The sequence below is a fragment of the Geodermatophilus sp. SYSU D00758 genome, assembly GCF_054049955.1.
Genome location: NZ_JBJGYK010000021.1, coordinates 62,608 through 81,330 on the forward strand (window position 1 = coordinate 62,608; position 18,723 = coordinate 81,330).

Consider the following 18,723-nt stretch of genomic DNA (forward strand, 5'->3'; position numbering starts at 1 on the left):
CCGCGGCACCTTCCCCGGAGACGCGTCGAGCGCCGCCCCCGGAGGGACGGCGCTCGACGCCCGGCCTCGCTGCGGCCCGGCCCCGTCCTGGGCACCGCCGGGAGTGTGCGAGGGGCGGGGAGGACGGGGTCCTTCTCGAGGTCCTCCTACTTGCGGGCGGTGATCTGCTCGGTGGCCTGCGGGACGACGGTGTTCAGGTCGCCCACGACACCGAAGTCGGCGAGCTCGAAGATCGGCGCCTCGGGGTCCTTGTTGACCGCGACGATGGTCTTCGAGGTCTGCATGCCGGCCCGGTGCTGGATGGCCCCGGAGATGCCCACCGCGATGTAGAGCTGCGGCGAGACGGTCTTGCCGGTCTGCCCCACCTGGAAGGTGTGCGGGTAGAAGCCGGAGTCCACCGCGGCCCGGGAGGCGCCGACGGCCGCGCCGAGCGAGTCGGCCAGGCCCTCGATGACCGAGAAGTTCTCCGCCGAGGCGACGCCGCGGCCGCCCGAGACCACGATGGAGGCCTCGGTGAGCTCGGGGCGGGAGGACTTCTGCTCCACCACGCGGTCGAGCACCTTGGTCTGCTTCGCGGCGTCCGAGAGGGAGACGGCGACCTGCTCCTCCTCGGCCGCGCCCGGGGCGGGCTCGGGGGTGACCGAGTTGCCGCGCACCGTGTAGATCGGCGTGCCGGTGGTGACCTTCGAGTGCACGATCGTCGCGCCGGCGAAGGCGACCTGGGTCGCGGTGCCGTCGGCGGCGATCTCGGTGACGTCGGTCAGGAACCCGCTGCCGGTCCTGATGGCCACCCGCCCGGCGATCTCCTTGCCCTCCGGGGAGGACGGGATCACGACCGCGGCCGGCTGCTTGTCGGCGACGAGCTGGGCCAGCACCTCGGCCTTGGGGGCGACCAGGTACTGGTCGACCTCCTCGGACTCGGCCACGTAGACCTTCTGCGCGCCGTACTCGGCCAGGGCGTCCTTCACCGCGGCGGCCGTGCCGGGGGCGCCGACGACGACCGCCGACACCTCACCGAGCGGCCGGGCGGCGGTCAGCGCCTCCAGCGTCGTCTTGCGCACCCCACTGCCGGTCGGGTTGCCCTCGACCAGGACCAGGACCTCTGCCATGACTGCTGATGTCTCCTTCGACGATTGCCGGGTCGGACGGGTCCGAGCCGGTGCTCAGACGACCTTCTGGCTGGCGAGGAACTCGACCAGCTTGGCCGCGCCGTCGCCCTCGTCGACGACCTTGACCCCGGCGCCCTTCGGCGGGCGGCCGGTGAAGTCCAGCACCTGGCTGGTCGCGGTCGCCAGCCCGACGCTGGAGGGGTCCACCCCGAGGTCGGCCAGCGACTTCTTCTCCACCGGCTTCTTCTTGGCCGCCATGATCCCCTTGAACGAGGGGTAGCGCGGCTCGTTGATGGTGTCCCAGGTGGACACGATCGCCGGCAGCGGCGCCTCGAGGGCCCAGTAGCCCCCGTCGGTCTGCCGCTCCACCTTGGCGACCCCGCCCTCGACGGTCAGCTTGCGGGCCCCCGACAGCTGCGGGATGCCCAGCCGCTCGGAGAGCAGCGCCGGCATCACCGACAGCTGGCCGTCGGTGGACTCCGCGCCGCAGAGCACGATGTCGTAGGACATCTGCTGCAGCGCCGCGGCGAGCACCGCCGAGGTCTGCACCGCGCAGGAGCCGTGGATGGCGTCGTCCACCACGTGGACGGCCTTGTCCGCGCCCATCGACAGCGCCTTGCGGATCGCGTCGGAGGCCGACTCGGGCCCGACGGTCAGCACCGTCACCTCGCCGCCGTGGGCCTCCTTGAGGACCAGGGCCTCCTCGATCGCGTACTCGTCGATCTCGTTGACGACGTTGTCCGCGCTGCCCCGGGCGACCGTGTTGTCCGACGGGTCGAGGTTGCGCTCGCTCCCGGAGTCGGGGACCTGCTTGACCAGAACGACGATGTCCATCGTCAGACCTACCTCCGCGCTGGGGTGTCTGGTTGCGGGTCGGCGCCCGCCTGCCTCGATAGTGGAGGTTACCGCCGGGTAACGGAGGGCCCACCCCGGCCCGGGGTGACCCCGGTCACCCCGGGCGCCCCACCACGGCGCGTGCACGGGCGGTTGCGCCCGGGCGTGCCCGGCACCGCCCGGTCGGCGGTCAGCGGCCGGTGAAGGCGGCCTTCCCCGGGCCGTTCTCGAGGAACGAGCGCATGCCGGTGTCCTGGTCCTCGGTGTCGAACAGCTCGGCGAACAGCCGGCTCTCCAGGCCCAGCCCCTCCTGCAGCGGGAGGTCCAGCCCCTCGTCGACGGCCCGCTTCGCCGCGGCCAGCGCCAGCGGCGGGCCGGCGGCGAACTTGCGCGCCATGGCGACCGCGGTGGACGCCACCTCGTCGTCCGGCACGACGGCGTCGGCCAGGCCGATCTCCAGCGCCTCCTCGGCGCCGACGTGCCGGCCGGTGAAGATCAGGTCCTTGGCCCGTGCCGGGCCGACCAGCCGGGCCAGCCGCTGCGTGCCGCCGGCGCCCGGGATCACGCCGAGCAGGATCTCCGGCTGCCCGACCTTGGCCGAGGTGCCCATCACCCGGAAGTCCGCGCACAGCGCCAGCTCGTAGCCGCCACCGAGGGCGTAGCCGGTGATCGCGGCGATGACCGGCTTCGGGATCTTCGCCACCCGCGTGAAGGAGTCGGTCAGCTCGCGGCCCCAGGCCACCATGGTGCGGCCGTCCAGCTCGGCCATGGCCTTGATGTCGGCGCCGGCGGCGAACACCCGCTCGCCGCCGTAGATCACCACCGCCCGGACGTCCTCGCGGGCACCGGCCTCGATGGCCGCGGCCCGCACCTCCATGTGCAGCTGCTCGTTGATCGCGTTCATCTTCGGCCGGTCGAGGCGGATGGTGCCCACCCCGTCGGCCACCTGCAGGGTCACGAACTCCGGCGCTGCCATGGGGCCCTCCAGCGGGTGGACGACGTCGTCGTCCGCACCCTAGAGGACCCCCTGCCCCCCACCGCTCGCCCGCTCGCGGTGGCCCCCTCCCGGGTCGCGCCCCGAGCCTGCGAGGGGCGGGGAGGAGGGCGGCCCTGCTGCAGGGCCCGCCGCGAGCCTGCGAGTGGCGGGGGGCAGCAGGGTCCGTTCCTCAGGCCGCGCGGTGGGCGGTGTAGCGACCGTCGCGGCGCTCCACGTCCAGCCGCAGGCCGAAGGTCTCCGACAGCGCCTCGGGCACCAGGACCCGGCCGACCGGCCCGGCGGCCACCACCCGGCCCTCGCGCAGCAGCAGCGCGTGGGTGTACCCGGGCGGGATCTCCTCGACGTGGTGGGTGACCAGCACCTGCGCCGGGGCGTAGTGGTAGCGGGCGAGGTCGGCCAGCCGGCCCACGAGGTCCTCCCGCCCCCCGAGGTCGAGGCCGGCCCCGGGTTCGTCGAGCAGCAGCAGCTCCGGGTCGGGCATGAGCGCGCGGGCGATCTGCACCCGCTTGCGCTCCCCCTCCGAGAGGGTGCCGAACGGGCGGTGGGCGTACTGCCCGACGCCCCACTGCTCCATGAGCACCGCCGCGCGGGTCAGGTCGTGCACGTCGTAGCGCTCGCGCCAGCGGCCGACGACGGCGTACCCGGCCGAGAGGACGACGTCGCCGGTGCGCTCGCCGGGCTCGATGCGCAGGGCCAGGGCCGCGCTGGTCAGCCCGATCCGCGGGCGCAGCTCGAAGACGTCGACCGCGCCGAGCGTCTCGCCCAGGAGGTGCACCTCACCGCGGGTGGGGTGCATGTGCGCCGCGGCCAGCTGCAGCAGCGTCGTCTTCCCCGCGCCGTTGGGGCCCAGCACCACCCAGCGCTGGTCGGCCTCGACGGTCCAGTCCACGCCCTGCAGGAGGTGCGTCCGCCCCCGGACGACGTCCACCCCGCGCATCTCGACGACCGGCTCGCTCGACACGGGCCCATCCAACCAACCCGGATCCGTTCCGCCCGTCCTGCCCCCCGGCACGGCCCCGCCGGGGCAGGATCGCGGGGTGTACGTGAGCAGCCCGGACGACGCCGAGGTCTGGCCCGGCTCCCCCGCACCGCTGGGAGCCCACTGGGACGGGACCGGCACCAACTTCGCCCTGTGGTCGGCCGGTGCGCAGGCGGTGGACCTGTGCCTGTTCGACCGCGACGGCACGGAGCACCGGCACCGGCTCACCGAGACCACCCACCAGGTCTGGCACGGCCGGCTGCCCGGCGTCGGCCCGGGGCAGCGCTACGGCTACCGGGTGCACGGCAGCTACGACCCCGGGGCCGGCCACCGGTACAACCCGGCCAAGCTGCTGCTCGACCCCTACGCCCGCGCCGTCGACGGCGACCTCACCCTCCACCCGGCGCTGTTCGGCTACCCCGAGGGCGCGGTGGACGCCACCACCGCCGACCCGCGGGACTCGGCGCCGTACGTGCCACGCGGCGTGGTCATCCACGACTCGTTCCCGTGGGACGGCGACCGGCCGCCGAGCACCCCGTGGTCGGACACCGTCATCTACGAGGTGCACGTCCGGGGCGCGACCATGGCGCACCCCGACGTCCCCCCGGCCCTGCGCGGCACCTACGCCGGGCTGGCGCACCCGGCCTTCGTCGAGCACCTCCGGTCGCTGGGCGTCACCGCCGTCGAGCTGCTGCCGGTCCACCACTTCGTCAGCGAGCCGCACCTGCTGCGCCGCGGGCTCACGAACTACTGGGGCTACAACACCCTCGGCTACTTCGCCCCGCACGCCGCCTACAGCTCGGCCGGCACCGCCGGGCAGCAGGTCACCGAGTTCAAGGCCATGGTGAAGGCGCTGCACGCGGCCGGCATCGAGGTCGTGCTCGACGTCGTCTACAACCACACCGCCGAGGGCGACCAGACCGGCCCGACCCTGTCGTTCAAGGGCATCGACAACCCCGGCTACTACCGGCTGGGCGGGGAGAACCCGTCCCGGTACACCGACTACACCGGCTGCGGCAACACCCTCGACGTCCGTCGTCCCCCGGTGCTGGCGCTGCTCATGGACTCGCTGCGCTACTGGGTCACCGAGATGCACGTGGACGGGTTCCGCTTCGACCTCGCCGCGGCGCTGGCCCGGTCGATGCACGACGTCGACCGGCTCTCGGCGTTCTTCGACGTCGTCCACCAGGACCCCGTGGTCAGCCGGGTGAAGCTCATCGCCGAGCCCTGGGACATCGGCGAGGGCGGGTACCAGGTGGGCAACTTCCCGCCGCTGTGGACCGAGTGGAACGGGCGCTACCGCGACACCGTCCGCGACGTCTGGGCGGGCGCGCACGTCGGCGTCCGGGACCTCGCCTACCGGCTCACCGGCTCCTCGGACCTCTACCGCTCCGACGGGCGCCGGCCGTTCGCGAGCATCAACTTCGTCACCGCCCACGACGGCTTCACCCTGGCCGACCTGGTGACCTACGAGCGCAAGCGCAACGAGGCGAACGGCGAGGACAACCGGGACGGCGAGAGCCACAACCGGAACTGGAACGGCGGGGTGGAGGGCCCCACCGACGACCCGGAGGTCCTCGCGGTCCGGACGCGGCAGGTCCGCAACCACCTGGCCACGCTGCTGCTGTCCACCGGCGTCCCGATGCTGACCGCCGGCGACGAGCTGGGCCGCACGCAGCAGGGCAACAACAACGCCTACTGCCAGGACAACGAGCTGTCCTGGATCGACTGGCGCTCGGTCGACGAGGACCTGCGGGCCTTCGTCACCCGGCTGGTCGGGCTGCGCCGGAGCTCACCGGTGCTGCGGCAGGAGGCGTTCTTCGACGGGCACGAGATCCCGGGCACCGGGGGGACCCGGGACCTCGCCTGGTTCCACCCGCGCGGCGACCAGCTGGGCACCGGGGACTGGTTCGACACCGGGCTGCAGACGCTCGGCATGTACCTCGACGGACGCGGGATCCGGCACCGCGACGAGCGCGGCCGCCCGGTCGAGGACGACTCCTACCTGGTCTGGGTGCACGCCGGGCCCGCCCCGGTGACCGTGCACCTGCCCGGGCCGCCGTGGGCCGACGGCTACGAGCTCGTCGTCTCGACGGAGTACCCGACGGGGGCCCCGCCCCGTCCGGCGGTCGTCGCGCCCGGCGCGGTGCCCATGGGCGCGCGCACGGTCTGGCTGCTGCGGGTGCTGCGCCGCCCCTGAGCGGGCGTGCGCGCTGGTCCCGCGGGTGCGTCCGGGCCGGTGCGGCACCAGCGGGTGCGGGGAGGTCGTCGCCGGCGACCGGCGGGCGACGACTTCCCCGCAGTCGCGCAACGGGTCCTGGCCGCGGTGCGGTGCCGTCGAGGAGTGGGGCCCGGAGGGTCCCGCGACGAGTGCGGCGGCAGGGCTCAGCGCGAGCCGGGGACGGCACCTGGCCGCGGTGCGGTGCCGTCGAGGAGTGGGGCCCGGAGGGTCCCGCGACGAGTGCGGCGGCAGGGCTCAGCGCGAGCCGGGGACGGCACCTGGCCGCGGTGCGGTGCCGTCGAGGAGTGGGGCCCGGAGGGTCCCGCGACGAGTGCGGCGGCAGGGCTCAGCGCGAGCCGGGGACGGCACCTGGCCGCGGTTGGAGGCCGGTAGGCCGACCGATCACTCAGTCCTGGGGCTGCTCGAAGGTGATGACCGTCCAGCCGAGCAGGAGGCGGTCACCGTCGGAGAGCGGGTGGGCGACACCGGGCTCGAGCTGGGTCCACTCGGTGGCCTCCGGACCGGCGACGTGGGTGCCGTTGAGCGAGCCCAGGTCGACCAGCGAGACCTCGCCGCCGCTGCGCTGGACGGCCGCGTGCGCCGAGGAGAGCACGTTCTGGGTGTCGGCGATGGGCACCGGGCGCGCCGACCCGCTGGTGACCAGCTCGTGGTTGTCCGGCCGGCGCCCGAGGACGAGGTCCTCGTCGACGGTGACGACCAGCCCGTCGTCGAAGCGCAGCACGGGGGCGGCCGGCTCCTCGGGCTTCCAGAAGGCCGTGGCCTCGCCGCCGTCGGGGTCGGCGGCCTGGGGGGTGGCGGCACCGAACCCGCCCGAGCCGGCACCGAACCCGGTGGAGCCGGCGGACTTGCCGAAGCCGGAGTCCGAGCTGGCGGTGAAGGACGACGGCGCCGCGGCGGCCTGCGGGGCCGGGGCCGCGGAGGGGTGCGCCGCAGCGGCCAGGTGCAGCATGGCGCCCGAGCCGGGCACGGTCCCCTCCACCAGGTCCATGGCGACACCGGGGGGCATGGTCGGCACCGGCTGACCGGGACCGACGAACAGCGTCTGGCCCAGCGGGAACCCGGCGGCCAGCGAGCAGCCCTCCACGGGGCTGCCGGAGACCGGGACGCCGTCGACGGCCGGCTGCCCCTTGCCCGCCCAGAGCGCCACGCCGGTGCCGGCGCCGTCGGCGGTGTCGCTCAGCACCAGCGCGAAGGACGCGGACCCGCCGAGCGTGCCGACCTGACCCGCGACCGCGGCGAGCACCCGCTCGGCGCCCGGGCCGGAGATGCCCAGGCAGGCGTGGAGTGCGGCTACCAGTGCGGGCGAGCCGGGCGCGTCCACCCACAGCAGCCCGCCCCCGCGTCGGGCGACGACGGAGTCTCCGGGCAGGACTTCACAGCGGTCGGGCATGGCGTCCAGCCTAATGACGACTCACCCGAGCGGGTGACCGGCCGCCGCCGCCACGCCGGTCGGTCGCACCGGTCGCGGGACCGGTGCGACCGCCGGGACGGGTGTGCCGCCCGTGGCCCGCCCGGGACGGGACGGGCTCCTTGCTCAGGCCGTGGCGACCAGGCCCAGCTCCGCGGGGTCGGACAGGTGCTCCGAGTGCGGCAGCACGCGCACGGTGTAGCCGAAGGAGCCGGTGCGCTCGAGCGGCAGCGTGGCGGTGAACCAGTGCCGGGAGCCGTCCCCGTGCTCGTGGCTCATCGGCAGCGTGGTCACCTCGTGCAGCCCGTCGACGTCGTCCACCCGGCCGTAGGCCGCCTGCACCTCGACGTCGCCCGGCGTGAGGCCCGGCAGCTCGACCTCGGCGCGCAGCGCCAGGGACCCACCGATCTCCGGGGTGTCCCCCGCGCCGGTGGCCTCGACGTAGGCCACCCGCACGGCGCCCCAGTGCTCGAGCAGGTGGGCCCGCCAGGACGCCTCGCTGCGCGCGGCCTCGTACCCGCCGTCGGCCATGGCCCGGGAGGAGCCGGCCGCCGGGACGTAGAGCCGCTGCACGTAGTCGCGCACCATCCGGGTCGCCTGCACCTTCGGCCCGGTCTCGCGGAGGGTGTGCCGGACCATCTCGACCCACCGGGTGGGCACGCCGTCCCGGTCGGTCTCGTAGAACCGCGGCACGACCTGGGTGGAGAGCAGCTCGTAGATGGCCCGCGCCTCCACCTCGTCGCGGCGGTCGGGGTTCCCGAGGCCGTCGGCGGTGGGGATGGCCCAGCCGTTCTGGCCGTCGAACCACTCGTCCCACCAGCCGTCGCGGATGGAGAGGTTGAGCCCCCCGTTCAGCGCGGCCTTCATGCCGGAGGTGCCGCAGGCCTCGAGCGGCCGCAGCGGGTTGTTCAGCCAGACGTCGCAGCCCCAGTAGAGGTAGCGGGCCATGCCGATGTCGTACCCGGGCAGGAAGGCGATGCGGTGCCGGATGGCGGGGTCGTCGGCGAACTTCACCATCTGCTGGATGAGCTGCTTGCCGCCGTCGTCGGCCGGGTGGCTCTTGCCGGCGATGACCAGCTGGACCGGCCGTTCCTCGTCCAGCAGCAGCGCCCGCAGCCGCTCGGGGTCGCGCAGCATGAGCGTCAGCCGCTTGTAGGACGGCACCCGCCGGGCGAAGCCGATGGTGAGGACGTCGGGGTCGAAGGCGGACTCGGTCCAGCCGACCTCGGCCTCGGCCATCCCGCGCGAGAGCGCCGACTCCCGCAGCCGGCGGCGGACCTCCTCCACGAGCCGGCCCCGCAGCAGCCGCCGGGTGCTCCACAGCTCACCGGCCGGGATGCGGTCCACGCCGTCGAAGTGCACGTCCCCGGCGATCTCGTTGGGGTCGCCCGCGCTGGTCGCCTGGGTGCCCAGCTCGACCAGCTCGCGCGCGGTCCACGTCGGCGCGTGCACGCCGTTCGTGATCGAGGTGATCGGCACGTCGTCCTCGTCGAAGCCCGGCCACAGGCCGTTGAACATGCCCCGGCTGACCTCGCCGTGCAGCCGGCTGACGCCGTTGGCCCGCTGCCCCAGCCGCAGGCCCATGTGGGCCATGTTGAACTTCGTCGGGTCCTCCTCGGCCCCCAGCGGGATGAGCTGGTCGAGCGGGACGCCGAAGCCGGCGAAGTAGCGCTCGATGAGCGCCCGGGGGAACCGGTCGATGCCGGCCGGCACGGGGGTGTGCGTCGTGAACACGGTGCCGGCGCGCACCGCCTGGAGGGCCTCGGCGAACGACAGCCCGTGCGACTCGGTCAGCTCGCGGATGCGCTCGAGCCCCAGGAAGCCGGCGTGCCCCTCGTTGGCGTGGTAGACCTCCGGCGCCGGCGTCCCGGTGAGCTGGCACCACGCCCGCAGGGCGCGGACCCCGCCGATGCCCAGCAGCATCTCCTGCCGCAGGCGGTGGTCCTCGTCGCCGCCGTAGAGCCGGTCGGTGACCACCCGCTCGGACGGGGCGTTCTCCTCCACGTCGCTGTCGAGCAGCAGCAGCGTGACGCGGCCGACCTGGGCCCGCCAGACGTGCGCGTGCAGCGTCCGCCCCTCGGGCAGCGGGACGGTGATGACGACGGCCGACCCGTCCGGCCGGCGCAGCAGCTTGACCGGCAGGCCGTGGGGGTCCAGCGCCGGGTAGTGCTCCAGCTGCCACCCGTCGGCCGACAGGCCCTGCTCGAAGTAGCCGGCCCGGTAGAGCAGCCCCACTCCGATCAGCGGGACGCCGAGGTCCGAGGCGGCCTTGAGGTGGTCGCCGGCCAGGATGCCGAGACCGCCGGAGTACTGCGGCAGCACCTCGGTGATGCCGAACTCGGCGGAGAAGTAGGCGATGCTCGCCGGCACCGTGCTGGTCGAGTCCCGCCCGCCCAGCGACTGGTACCAGTGCGGGGCCGACAGGTACTCCTCCAGGTCCTCCACCACGTCCTGCAGGCGGCGGACGAAGCGGCGGTCGCGGGCCAGCGTGGCCAGCCGCTCGGCGGAGACCTCCCCCAGCACCTTGACCGGGTCGCCGCCGCAGGAGCGCCACAGCTGGGGGTCGAGGGCCTCGAAGAGGTCCCGCGTCTCGGGGTGCCACGACCACCGCAGGTTCATGACCAGCTGGGACAGCGGCATCAACTCCTCGGGGAGCGACGCCCGGACGGTGAACCGACGGAGAGCTCGCACGGGCCGAGACTAGTGAGGCGGCGGCCGCGCCACACCGGATCCCCGGAGGGCGCACCACCCGTCCGGGGAGGTCCCGCGGCCGATGTGCCCGCGGACCGGGACCTCGATAGCGTGGCCGGGATGACTGGCCGCGCAGATCTCCGTCTCGGCATCACCGATGTCGCCCCCGTCGTGTCGTGCGGGTCCTTCTCGGCCCGCGCCGTGGTCGGCGAGCACGTCCCGATCACCGCCACCGTGTTCCGCGAGGGCCACGACGCCGTGGCCGCGGACGTGGTCTGGACCGCCCCGGACGGCAGCCGGGGCCCGCTCAACCGCATGCGCCGGTACGGCGACCAGCCCGACCGGTGGCTGACCACGGTGGTGCCGGACACCGAGGGCCGCTGGCGCTTCCGCATCGAGGCGTGGAGCGACCCGCTGGCCACCTGGCACCACGCCGTCGAGGTCAAGATCGCGGCCGGCCAGGGCCCTGAGGAGCTCGCCAACGACCTGGAGGAGGGGGCGCGGCTGCTCGAGCGCGTCGCCGAGGACGCCGACGCCGGGTGGCGGTCCCGCCTGGGCGAGGCGGCCGCCGCCCTGCGCGACCCCTCCCGCGAGCTGCACCAGCGGGTGGCCCCCGCGCTGGCCACCGCGATGCAGGAGTACCTCGACGCCCACCCGGTCCGGGAGCTGGTCACCGCGACGCCCGACCACGACGTGTGGGTCGACCGCCGGCGGGCGCTGTTCGGCAGCTGGTACGAGTTCTTCCCCCGCTCGGAGGGTCCGGTGGTCGGCGGGCGGCCCACCCACGGCACCTTCCGGACGGCGGCGGACCGGCTGCCGGCCATCGCCGACATGGGCTTCGACGTCGTGTACCTGCCACCGATCCACCCGATCGGCCGGGTCAACCGCAAGGGCCCGAACACGCCCCAGTTCCCCGGCGGCAACCCCTACGAGATCGACCCGGACGACGTCGGGTCGCCGTGGGCGATCGGGGCCGAGGAGGGCGGGCACGACGCCGTCCACCCGCAGCTGGGCACGATGCAGGACTTCCAGGACTTCGTCTGGCGGGCCGGTGAGCTGGGCATGGAGGTGGCCCTCGACCTCGCGCTGCAGGCCGCCCCGGACCACCCGTGGGTCAAGGAGCACCCCGAGTGGTTCACCACCAAGCCCGACGGGTCGATCGCCTACGCGGAGAACCCGCCGAAGAAGTACCAGGACATCTACCCGGTCAACTTCGACAACGACCCCGAGGGCATCTACGCCGAGGTGCTGCGGGTGGTGCGGCACTGGATCGCCGCCGGGGTGCGCATCTTCCGCGTCGACAACCCGCACACCAAGCCGCTGAACTTCTGGCACTGGCTGATCTGGGAGGTCAAGAAGACCGACCCGGACGTGCTCTTCCTCGCCGAGGCCTTCACCCGGCCGGCCATGATGCACCAGCTCGCCCGGCTCGGGTTCACGCAGTCCTACACGTACTTCACCTGGCGCACCCAGCGCGGGGAGCTGGAGGACTACGGCCGCGAGCTGGCCGACCACAGCCACTACATGCGGCCCAACTTCTTCGTGAACACCCCGGACATCCTGCACGCCTCGCTGCAGTACGGCGGGCCGCCGATGTTCAAGATCCGCGCGGTGCTCGCGTCGATGATGAGCCCGACCTGGGGCGTCTACTCCGGCTACGAGCTGTTCGAGCACGTCGCCGTCCGGCCCGGCAGCGAGGAGTACCTCGACAGCGAGAAGTACCAGCTGCGACCCCGCGACTGGGCCGGCGCCGAGGCGGCGGGCCGCAGCCTCGCCCCCTACCTGCGGCGGCTCAACGAGATCCGGCGCGCGCACCCCGCGCTGCAGCAGCTGCGCACGCTGCGCTTCCACCACGTCGACAACCCGAACCTGCTGTGCTTCACCAAGACCGACCCGGGTTCGCAGGACGCCGTCCTCGTCGTGGTGTCGCTCGACAGCCACAACACCCAGATCGGCACCACCGCGCTGGACCTCCCGGCGCTCGGGCTGGACTGGCACGAGCGCTTCTCGGTCACCGACGAGATCAGCGGCGCCTCCTACGACTGGGGGCAGTTCAACTACGTCGAGCTCGACCCCTACCGCGAGCCGGCGCACGTGTTCTCGCTGGCCTTCCCCCGGCCGGTCCAGCCGCCGGCCCCGGTGACCTGAGAGGGGACCCCTTGCCCCGCCGCTCGCGCCGGCCTCGACCCGAGGCTCGCCCCGAGCGCGCGCGGGGCGAGGTGGACGAGGTCCTTCCGCTCCCGACCGCGTAGACCCGAGGACGACCACCTGCGATGACCGTTCCCCTGCCCGAACCCCCCGCATCCCGCGGCGCCCCCTCCGCGCTGCCCGCACCCGGCACCGACCCCGAGTGGTACAAGCGCGCCGTCTTCTACGAGGTGCTGGTCCGCGGCTTCGCCGACAGCAACGCCGACGGCGTCGGCGACCTGCGCGGCATGATCGACAAGCTGGACTACCTGCAGTGGCTGGGCGTCGACTGCCTCTGGCTGCCGCCGTTCTTCGCCTCCCCGCTGCGCGACGGCGGCTACGACGTCAGCGACTACACCGCCGTGCTGCCGGAGTTCGGCGACATCGAGGACTTCGAGGAGTTCCTCACCGCGGCCCACTCCCGCGGCATCCGCGTGATCATCGACTTCGTCATGAACCACACCTCGGACCAGCACCCCTGGTTCCAGGCCAGCCGCAGCGACCCCGACGGGCCCTACGGCGACTTCTACGTGTGGGCCGACGACGACACCGGCTACCCCGACGCCCGGATCATCTTCGTCGACACCGAGAGCTCGAACTGGACGTTCGACCCGGTGCGCAAGCAGTACTTCTGGCACCGCTTCTTCTCCCACCAGCCGGACCTCAACTTCGAGAACCCGCGCGTGCAGGAGGCGATCGTCGACGCCCTGCGGTTCTGGCTGGACCTCGGCATCGACGGCTTCCGCCTCGACGCCGTCCCCTACCTGTTCGAGGACGAGGGGACCAACTGCGAGAACCTGCCGCGGACCCACGAGTTCCTCAAGCACGTCCGCAAGGTCGTCGACGCCGACTACCCCGACCGGGTGCTGCTGTGCGAGGCCAACCAGTGGCCGGCCGACGTCGTCGAGTACTTCGGCGAGGACGGCGACGAGTGCCAGATGGCCTTCCACTTCCCGGTGATGCCGCGGCTGTTCATGGCGGTGCGGCGGGAGCAGCGGTTCCCGATCTCGGAGATCATGGCCTCCACGCCGGACATCCCGGACAACTGCCAGTGGGGCATCTTCCTGCGCAACCACGACGAGCTGACCCTGGAGATGGTCACCGACGAGGAGCGCGACTACATGTGGGCGGAGTACGCGAAGGACCCCCGCATGAAGGCCAACATCGGCATCCGCCGCCGGCTGGCGCCGCTGCTGGACAACGACATGGACACCCTGGAGCTGTTCAACGCGCTCCTGCTCTCCCTCCCGGGGTCGCCGGTCCTCTACTACGGCGACGAGATCGGGATGGGCGACAACATCTGGCTCGGTGACCGCGACGGCGTCCGGACCCCCATGCAGTGGACCCCGGACCGCAACGGCGGGTTCTCCACCGCCGACCCCCAGCGGATGTACCTGCCGCTGAACATGGACCCGGTCTACGGCTACCAGACCACCAACGTCGAGCAGCAGCTGCGCAACACCACGTCGATGCTGCACTGGATCCGGCAGATGATCCACGTGCGCAAGCAGCACCCGACCTTCGGGCTGGGCAGCTACGCCGAGATCGGCTCGCGCAACCCCACGGTGCTCTCGTTCGTCCGGGAGTTCGGCGACGACGTGGTGCTCTGCGTGAACAACCTGTCCCGCTTCCCGCAGCCGGTGGAGCTCGACCTGCGCCGCTTCGAGGGCTACACGCCCATCGAGCTGACCGGCCGGGTCGAGTTCCCGCAGATCGGCGTCCTGCCCTACATGCTCACCCTGTCCGGGCACGGCTTCTACTGGTTCGAGCTGGCCAAGCCCGTCGAGGCGCCGGTCGAGGAGCCCGAGGACTGGGAGACCACCGCGACCAGCCCGATCGCCGAGTCGCTCCTGGCGGCCGGCCTGGTCACCGCCGCCGAGGAGATCCCCGGGGACAGCGACACCCGGACCGGCGACGACGCCCCCGCCGGAGGAGACCGATGAGCGCCACCCCGCGCACCGCACTGACCGACCTGCTCCGTGACTGGATGCCGCACCAGCGCTGGTTCGGCGGCAAGGGCAGGGAGTGGGCCGACGTGACCGAGGAGGGCTTCCTGCTCGACCAGGCCGACCCGGTCCTCTCCGTGCACCGGGTGCGGGTCACCTACGCCGACGGCGCCACCGAGACCTACCTGGTGCCGCTGTCCTGGCGGGAGTCCCCCGCCGAGGACCTCAGCTCGGCGTTCGTCGGGGCGGTGCCCTCCGGTGACCGGGAGAGCTACGCCTACGACGCGATGCGCGACCGCGACGCCACCGTGCCGTGGCTGGTGCACCTGGTCAGCGCCTCCACCATCGGACCGATGCACTTCCACCCGGCGGGCGTGGCCTACATCCCCGAGGGCCTGCCGGGCGACATCGTCTCCACCGAGCAGAGCAACACCTCGCTGGTGTACGGCTCGGAGGCGATCTTCAAGCTGTTCCGCCGGCTCGAGCCCGGGCTCAACCCGGACGTCGAGGTGCACGACGCGCTGCGCAAGACGCAGAACCCGCACATCGCTCCGCTGCTGGGGCACATCGAGATCGACGACCCCGACCCGTCGGTGCCGCCGGCGACGGTGGCGATGCTGCAGACGTTCGTGCCCAACGCCAGCGACGGGTGGCGACTGGCCACGGCCAGCGTGCGGGACCTCTACGCCGAGGGCGACCTGCACGCCGACGAGGTCGGCGGGGACTTCGCCGCCGACAGCGAGCGCCTCGGCGCGGCGACCGCGTCGGTGCACGCCGACATGGCCGCGGTCCTGCCCACCGAGCCGGCCGACGAGGCGTGGTTCGCCACGGTCGCCGAGCAGATGACCGCGCGGCTGGAGGCGGCGACCTCCGTCGTCCCGCAGCTGGCCGAGCACGCCGAGGGGCTGCGCGCGGTCTACGCCGCGGTGGCCGGGGCCGTCGAGCCCGTGGTCCGGCAGCGGGTGCACGGCGACCTGCACCTCGGGCAGGTGCTGCGCACCGCCACCGGCTGGGTGGTGCTCGACTTCGAGGGCGAGCCGGCCCGGCCGCTGGCCGCCCGCCGGGAGCTCGACAGCCCCATGCGGGACGTCGCCGGGATGCTGCGCAGCTTCGACTACGCCGCCCGCCACATGCTCGTCGAGCAGCCCGAGGACCCGCAGCGGGCATACCGGGCGCAGGAGTGGGCAGAGCGCAACCGGGCCGCGTTCTGCGCCGGGTACTCCGCCGCCAGCGGCTCCGACCCGTGCGGGGACTCCCCGCTGCTGCGGGCGTTCGAGGCGGACAAGGCCGTCTACGAGTGCGTCTACGAGGCGCGCAACCGCCCGCACTGGCTCATGATCCCGTTGCAGTCCCTGTCCCGGATCACCGCCGCGGGTTGAGCTCCGGCTCGGACCCCGGCCCAGCGACCCCCGACCGACCGCACGGAAGAGGACGGCACGCGATGACATCGCCCGACGACACCACCGGCTCCCCCCGGTCCGACGCGCAGACCCCCGCGACGAAGGAGGAGCTGCAGGCCGCCGTCGAGGAGCGCACGGCCGCGGCCGAGGCGGCCGAACCCGGCCCGGTCGTCAACGCGCCCGCCCGCAAGCGCGCCGCGAAGAAGACCGCGGCCGCCGGCGAGCCGGCCGAGGGCGCCCCCGCGAAGAAGACCACCGCCCGGAAGACCACCGCGAAGAAGGCGCCCGCCGAGAAGGCCACGGCGGCGGCGAAGAAGGCCGGCACCGCGGTCCGGAAGGCGGCGAAGAAGGTCGCCGAGGCCACCACCGAGTCCACCGGGGAGCCGGCCGCGACGGCGCCCGCCAAGCGGGCCCCCCGCAAGAAGGCCGCGCCCGCCCCGGCCGCGGACACCGGACCGGCCGTCCTCGGGGAGCAGGGCGACGACGTCGTCGCGCAGGGCGGCACGACCCCGCCGGTCGTGGCCCCGGGGCCCGTGGCCGAGCCGGGCGACGGCACCGGCGCGCCCGCGCAGCCGGGTGAGGGGGGCCCCGCCGGGCCCGGCGGCGAGCCGGGCACCCCGCCCGGCCCGGCACCCACCGACGTGCCCGACGACCGCGACCCGGAGACCGTGGCCGCCGCGCACGCAGAGCAGTCCCCGCCGTCCGAGGTGACCGGCGACGAGCTGCGGGCCGTCGTGGAGGGCTGGTCCTACTCGCCGCACAGCGTGCTCGGCGCGCACCGGACCGGCGACGGCTGGGCGGTCCGCGCCCTGCGGCCGGACGCCGTCTCGGTCGTGGTCGTCGACCAGGACGGCACGCGGTACGAGGCGCACCAGCTGCACGGCGGCGGCATCCACGAGGCCCGGCTGCCGCACCAGCCGGGCGACTACCGGCTCGAGGTCAGCTACTCCGACGAGCACGGCGGCCGGCAGACCTACGAGGTCGACGACCCCTACCGCTGGCTGCCGACCGTCGGCGAGGTCGACCGGCACCTCATCAGCGAGGGCCGGCACGAGCGGCTCTGGGAGGTGCTCGGCTCGCACGTGCGGCGGTACGACACCGCGCGCGGGCAGGTGCAGGGCGTCTCGTTCGCCGTGTGGGCGCCCAACGCCCGCGGCGTCCGGGTGACCGGTGACTTCGACTACTGGGAGGCCCGCGCCTACCCGATGCGCTCGCTGGGCTCCTCGGGCGTGTGGGAGATCTTCATCCCGGGAGTCCCCGTCGGCAGCAGGTACCGCTACCAGGTGCTCGGCGCCGACGGTCACTGGCGGCACAAGTCCGACCCGCTGGCCTTCGCCACCGAGGTCCCGCCCGCCAACGCCTCGGTCGTCACCGAGTCCGGCCACGAGTGGGGCGACGACGAGTGGCTGGCCCGCCGGGCCGAGGCCGGCTGGCACCAGCGGCCGATGAGCGTCTACGAGGTGCACGCCGGCTCGTGGCGGCAGGGCCTGTCCTACCGGGAGCTGGCCGACGAGCTGATCGACTACGTGGTCGACGCCGGCTTCACCCACATCGAGTTCATGCCGGTCGCCGAGCACCCCTTCGGCGGGTCGTGGGGCTACCAGGTCACCTCCTACTACGCGCCCACCGCGCGGTACGGCAGCCCCGACGACTTCCGCTACCTCGTCGACCGGGCCCACCAGGCCGGCATCGGCGTGATCGTCGACTGGGTCCCCGCACACTTCCCGAAGGACGACTGGGCGCTGGCCCGCTTCGACGGCACCGCGCTCTACGAGCACGGCGACCCGCGGCGGGGCGAGCAGCCGGACTGGGGCACCTACGTCTTCGACTTCGGCCGCAGCGAGGTGCGCAACTTCCTGGTCGCCAACGCCCTGTACTGGTGCAAGGAGTTCCACATCGACGGCATCCGGGTCGACGCCGTCGCCTCGATGCTCTACCTGGACTACTCCCGCGAGGAAGGGCAGTGGTCGCCGAACCAGTACGGCGGCCGGGAGAACCTCGAGGCGGTCGAGTTCCTCCAGGAGATGAACGCGACCGTGTACCGCGAGGTGCCCGGCGTCATCACCGTGGCCGAGGAGTCGACGGCGTGGCCGGGGGTCACCCGCCCGACGCACCTCGGCGGCCTGGGCTTCGGCTTCAAGTGGAACATGGGCTGGATGCACGACTCGCTGAGCTACATGGCCAAGGAGCCGGTGCACCGCAGCTACCACCACGGGCAGCTGACGTTCTCGATGATCTACGCCTACTCCGAGAACTACGTGCTGCCGATCAGCCACGACGAGGTCGTGTACGGCAAGGGCTCCCTGCTGCGGAAGATGCCGGGCGACCGGTGGCAGCAGCTGGCCAACCTGCGGGCCTACCTGGCCTACATGTGGGCCCACCCGGGCAAGCAGCTGCTGTTCATGGGCTCGGAGTTCGCGCAGGACGCCGAGTGGGCCGAGAGCCGCTCGCTGGACTGGTGGCACCTGGACGACCCGGCGCACCGCGGCGTGCTGCAGCTGGTCACCGACCTCAACGCCCGCTACCGCGAGCTGCCGGCGCTCTACACCCAGGACACCGACCCGGCCGGTTTCGAGTGGATCGACGCCAACGACGCCTCGGGCAACGTGCTGTCCTTCCTCCGGCACGGCCTCCCGGGCGAGGACGGCCCGCAGACGGTGGCCTGCGTGGCCAACTTCGCGGGGACCCCGCACCACGAGTACCGCATCGGCCTGCCCAGCGCCGGGCGCTGGCGGGAGGTGCTCAACACCGACGCCGAGGGCTACGGCGGCTCGGGGGTGGGCAACATGGGTGGCATCGAGGCCGTCGAGGAGCCCTGGCACGGCCAGCCGTACTCCGCCGTCCTCTCGGCACCGCCCCTCGGCACCGTCTGGTTCCTCCACGAGGGCTGAACGAGCAGGGGCGCCCGTGCGGCGGCCGGCCGGCCGCCG

Annotated in this window: 11 protein-coding genes; 5 read left to right on the forward strand and 6 right to left on the reverse strand. The window is 73.5% G+C overall.

Features of this window, described 5'->3' with window-relative positions:
• Positions 1-146: 146 nt before the first annotated feature.
• The 4 genes from ACI8AC_RS16360 to ACI8AC_RS16375 form a co-directional block, all read right to left on the reverse strand.
• A complete protein-coding gene (locus ACI8AC_RS16360) occupies positions 147-1,109 on the reverse strand; it encodes an electron transfer flavoprotein subunit alpha/FixB family protein (protein ID WP_456898885.1) in 963 nt (320 codons plus the stop codon).
• Positions 1,110-1,163: 54 nt separating this feature from the next.
• Positions 1,164-1,943, reverse strand: a complete 780-nt coding sequence (locus ACI8AC_RS16365; protein WP_456898886.1) for an electron transfer flavoprotein subunit beta/FixA family protein — start codon at positions 1,941-1,943, stop codon at positions 1,164-1,166.
• Positions 1,944-2,133: 190 nt separating this feature from the next.
• Positions 2,134-2,919, reverse strand: coding sequence for an enoyl-CoA hydratase/isomerase family protein (locus ACI8AC_RS16370; protein WP_456898887.1), 786 nt, complete (start codon positions 2,917-2,919; stop codon positions 2,134-2,136).
• A 190-nt stretch (positions 2,920-3,109) separates the two neighbouring features.
• Positions 3,110-3,901: an ABC transporter ATP-binding protein gene (locus tag ACI8AC_RS16375; RefSeq protein ID WP_456898888.1), complete on the reverse strand. Its 792-nt coding sequence runs from the start codon at positions 3,899-3,901 to the stop codon at positions 3,110-3,112.
• Between the two features lie 76 nt (positions 3,902-3,977).
• Here ACI8AC_RS16375 and glgX point away from each other — a divergent pair, with 76 nt between their 5' ends.
• Positions 3,978-6,119, forward strand: a complete 2,142-nt coding sequence (gene glgX / locus ACI8AC_RS16380; RefSeq protein WP_456898889.1) for a glycogen debranching protein GlgX — start codon at positions 3,978-3,980, stop codon at positions 6,117-6,119.
• A 427-nt stretch (positions 6,120-6,546) separates the two neighbouring features.
• Here the strand turns inward: glgX and ACI8AC_RS16385 are convergent, their stop codons facing one another.
• Both ACI8AC_RS16385 and glgP read right to left on the reverse strand, forming a co-directional pair.
• The gene (locus ACI8AC_RS16385) at positions 6,547-7,551 is read right to left on the reverse strand and encodes an FHA domain-containing protein (protein ID WP_456898890.1); all 1,005 of its coding nucleotides are present in this window, start codon (positions 7,549-7,551) and stop codon (positions 6,547-6,549) included.
• Between the two features lie 144 nt (positions 7,552-7,695).
• Complete coding sequence (gene glgP / locus ACI8AC_RS16390; protein ID WP_456898891.1) at positions 7,696-10,260, reverse strand: alpha-glucan family phosphorylase; 2,565 nt, start codon at positions 10,258-10,260, stop codon at positions 7,696-7,698.
• A 120-nt stretch (positions 10,261-10,380) separates the two neighbouring features.
• On the opposite strand from glgP, the gene ACI8AC_RS16395 reads away from it, so the two are divergent.
• The 4 genes from ACI8AC_RS16395 to glgB all read left to right on the forward strand — a co-directional run bounded on the left by ACI8AC_RS16395 (position 10,381) and on the right by glgB (position 18,684).
• Complete coding sequence (locus ACI8AC_RS16395) at positions 10,381-12,408, forward strand: alpha-1,4-glucan--maltose-1-phosphate maltosyltransferase (protein WP_456898892.1); 2,028 nt, start codon at positions 10,381-10,383, stop codon at positions 12,406-12,408.
• Between the two features lie 125 nt (positions 12,409-12,533).
• A complete protein-coding gene (treS, locus tag ACI8AC_RS16400) occupies positions 12,534-14,390 on the forward strand; it encodes a maltose alpha-D-glucosyltransferase (protein ID WP_456898893.1) in 1,857 nt (618 codons plus the stop codon).
• Complete coding sequence (locus tag ACI8AC_RS16405; protein ID WP_456898894.1) at positions 14,387-15,772, forward strand: maltokinase N-terminal cap-like domain-containing protein; 1,386 nt, start codon at positions 14,387-14,389, stop codon at positions 15,770-15,772. The genes treS and ACI8AC_RS16405 overlap by 4 nt, the downstream gene beginning before the upstream one ends.
• 62 nt (positions 15,773-15,834) lie before the next feature.
• The gene (gene glgB, locus ACI8AC_RS16410) at positions 15,835-18,684 is read left to right on the forward strand and encodes a 1,4-alpha-glucan branching protein GlgB (protein WP_456898895.1); all 2,850 of its coding nucleotides are present in this window, start codon (positions 15,835-15,837) and stop codon (positions 18,682-18,684) included.
• Positions 18,685-18,723: the final 39 nt, after the last annotated feature.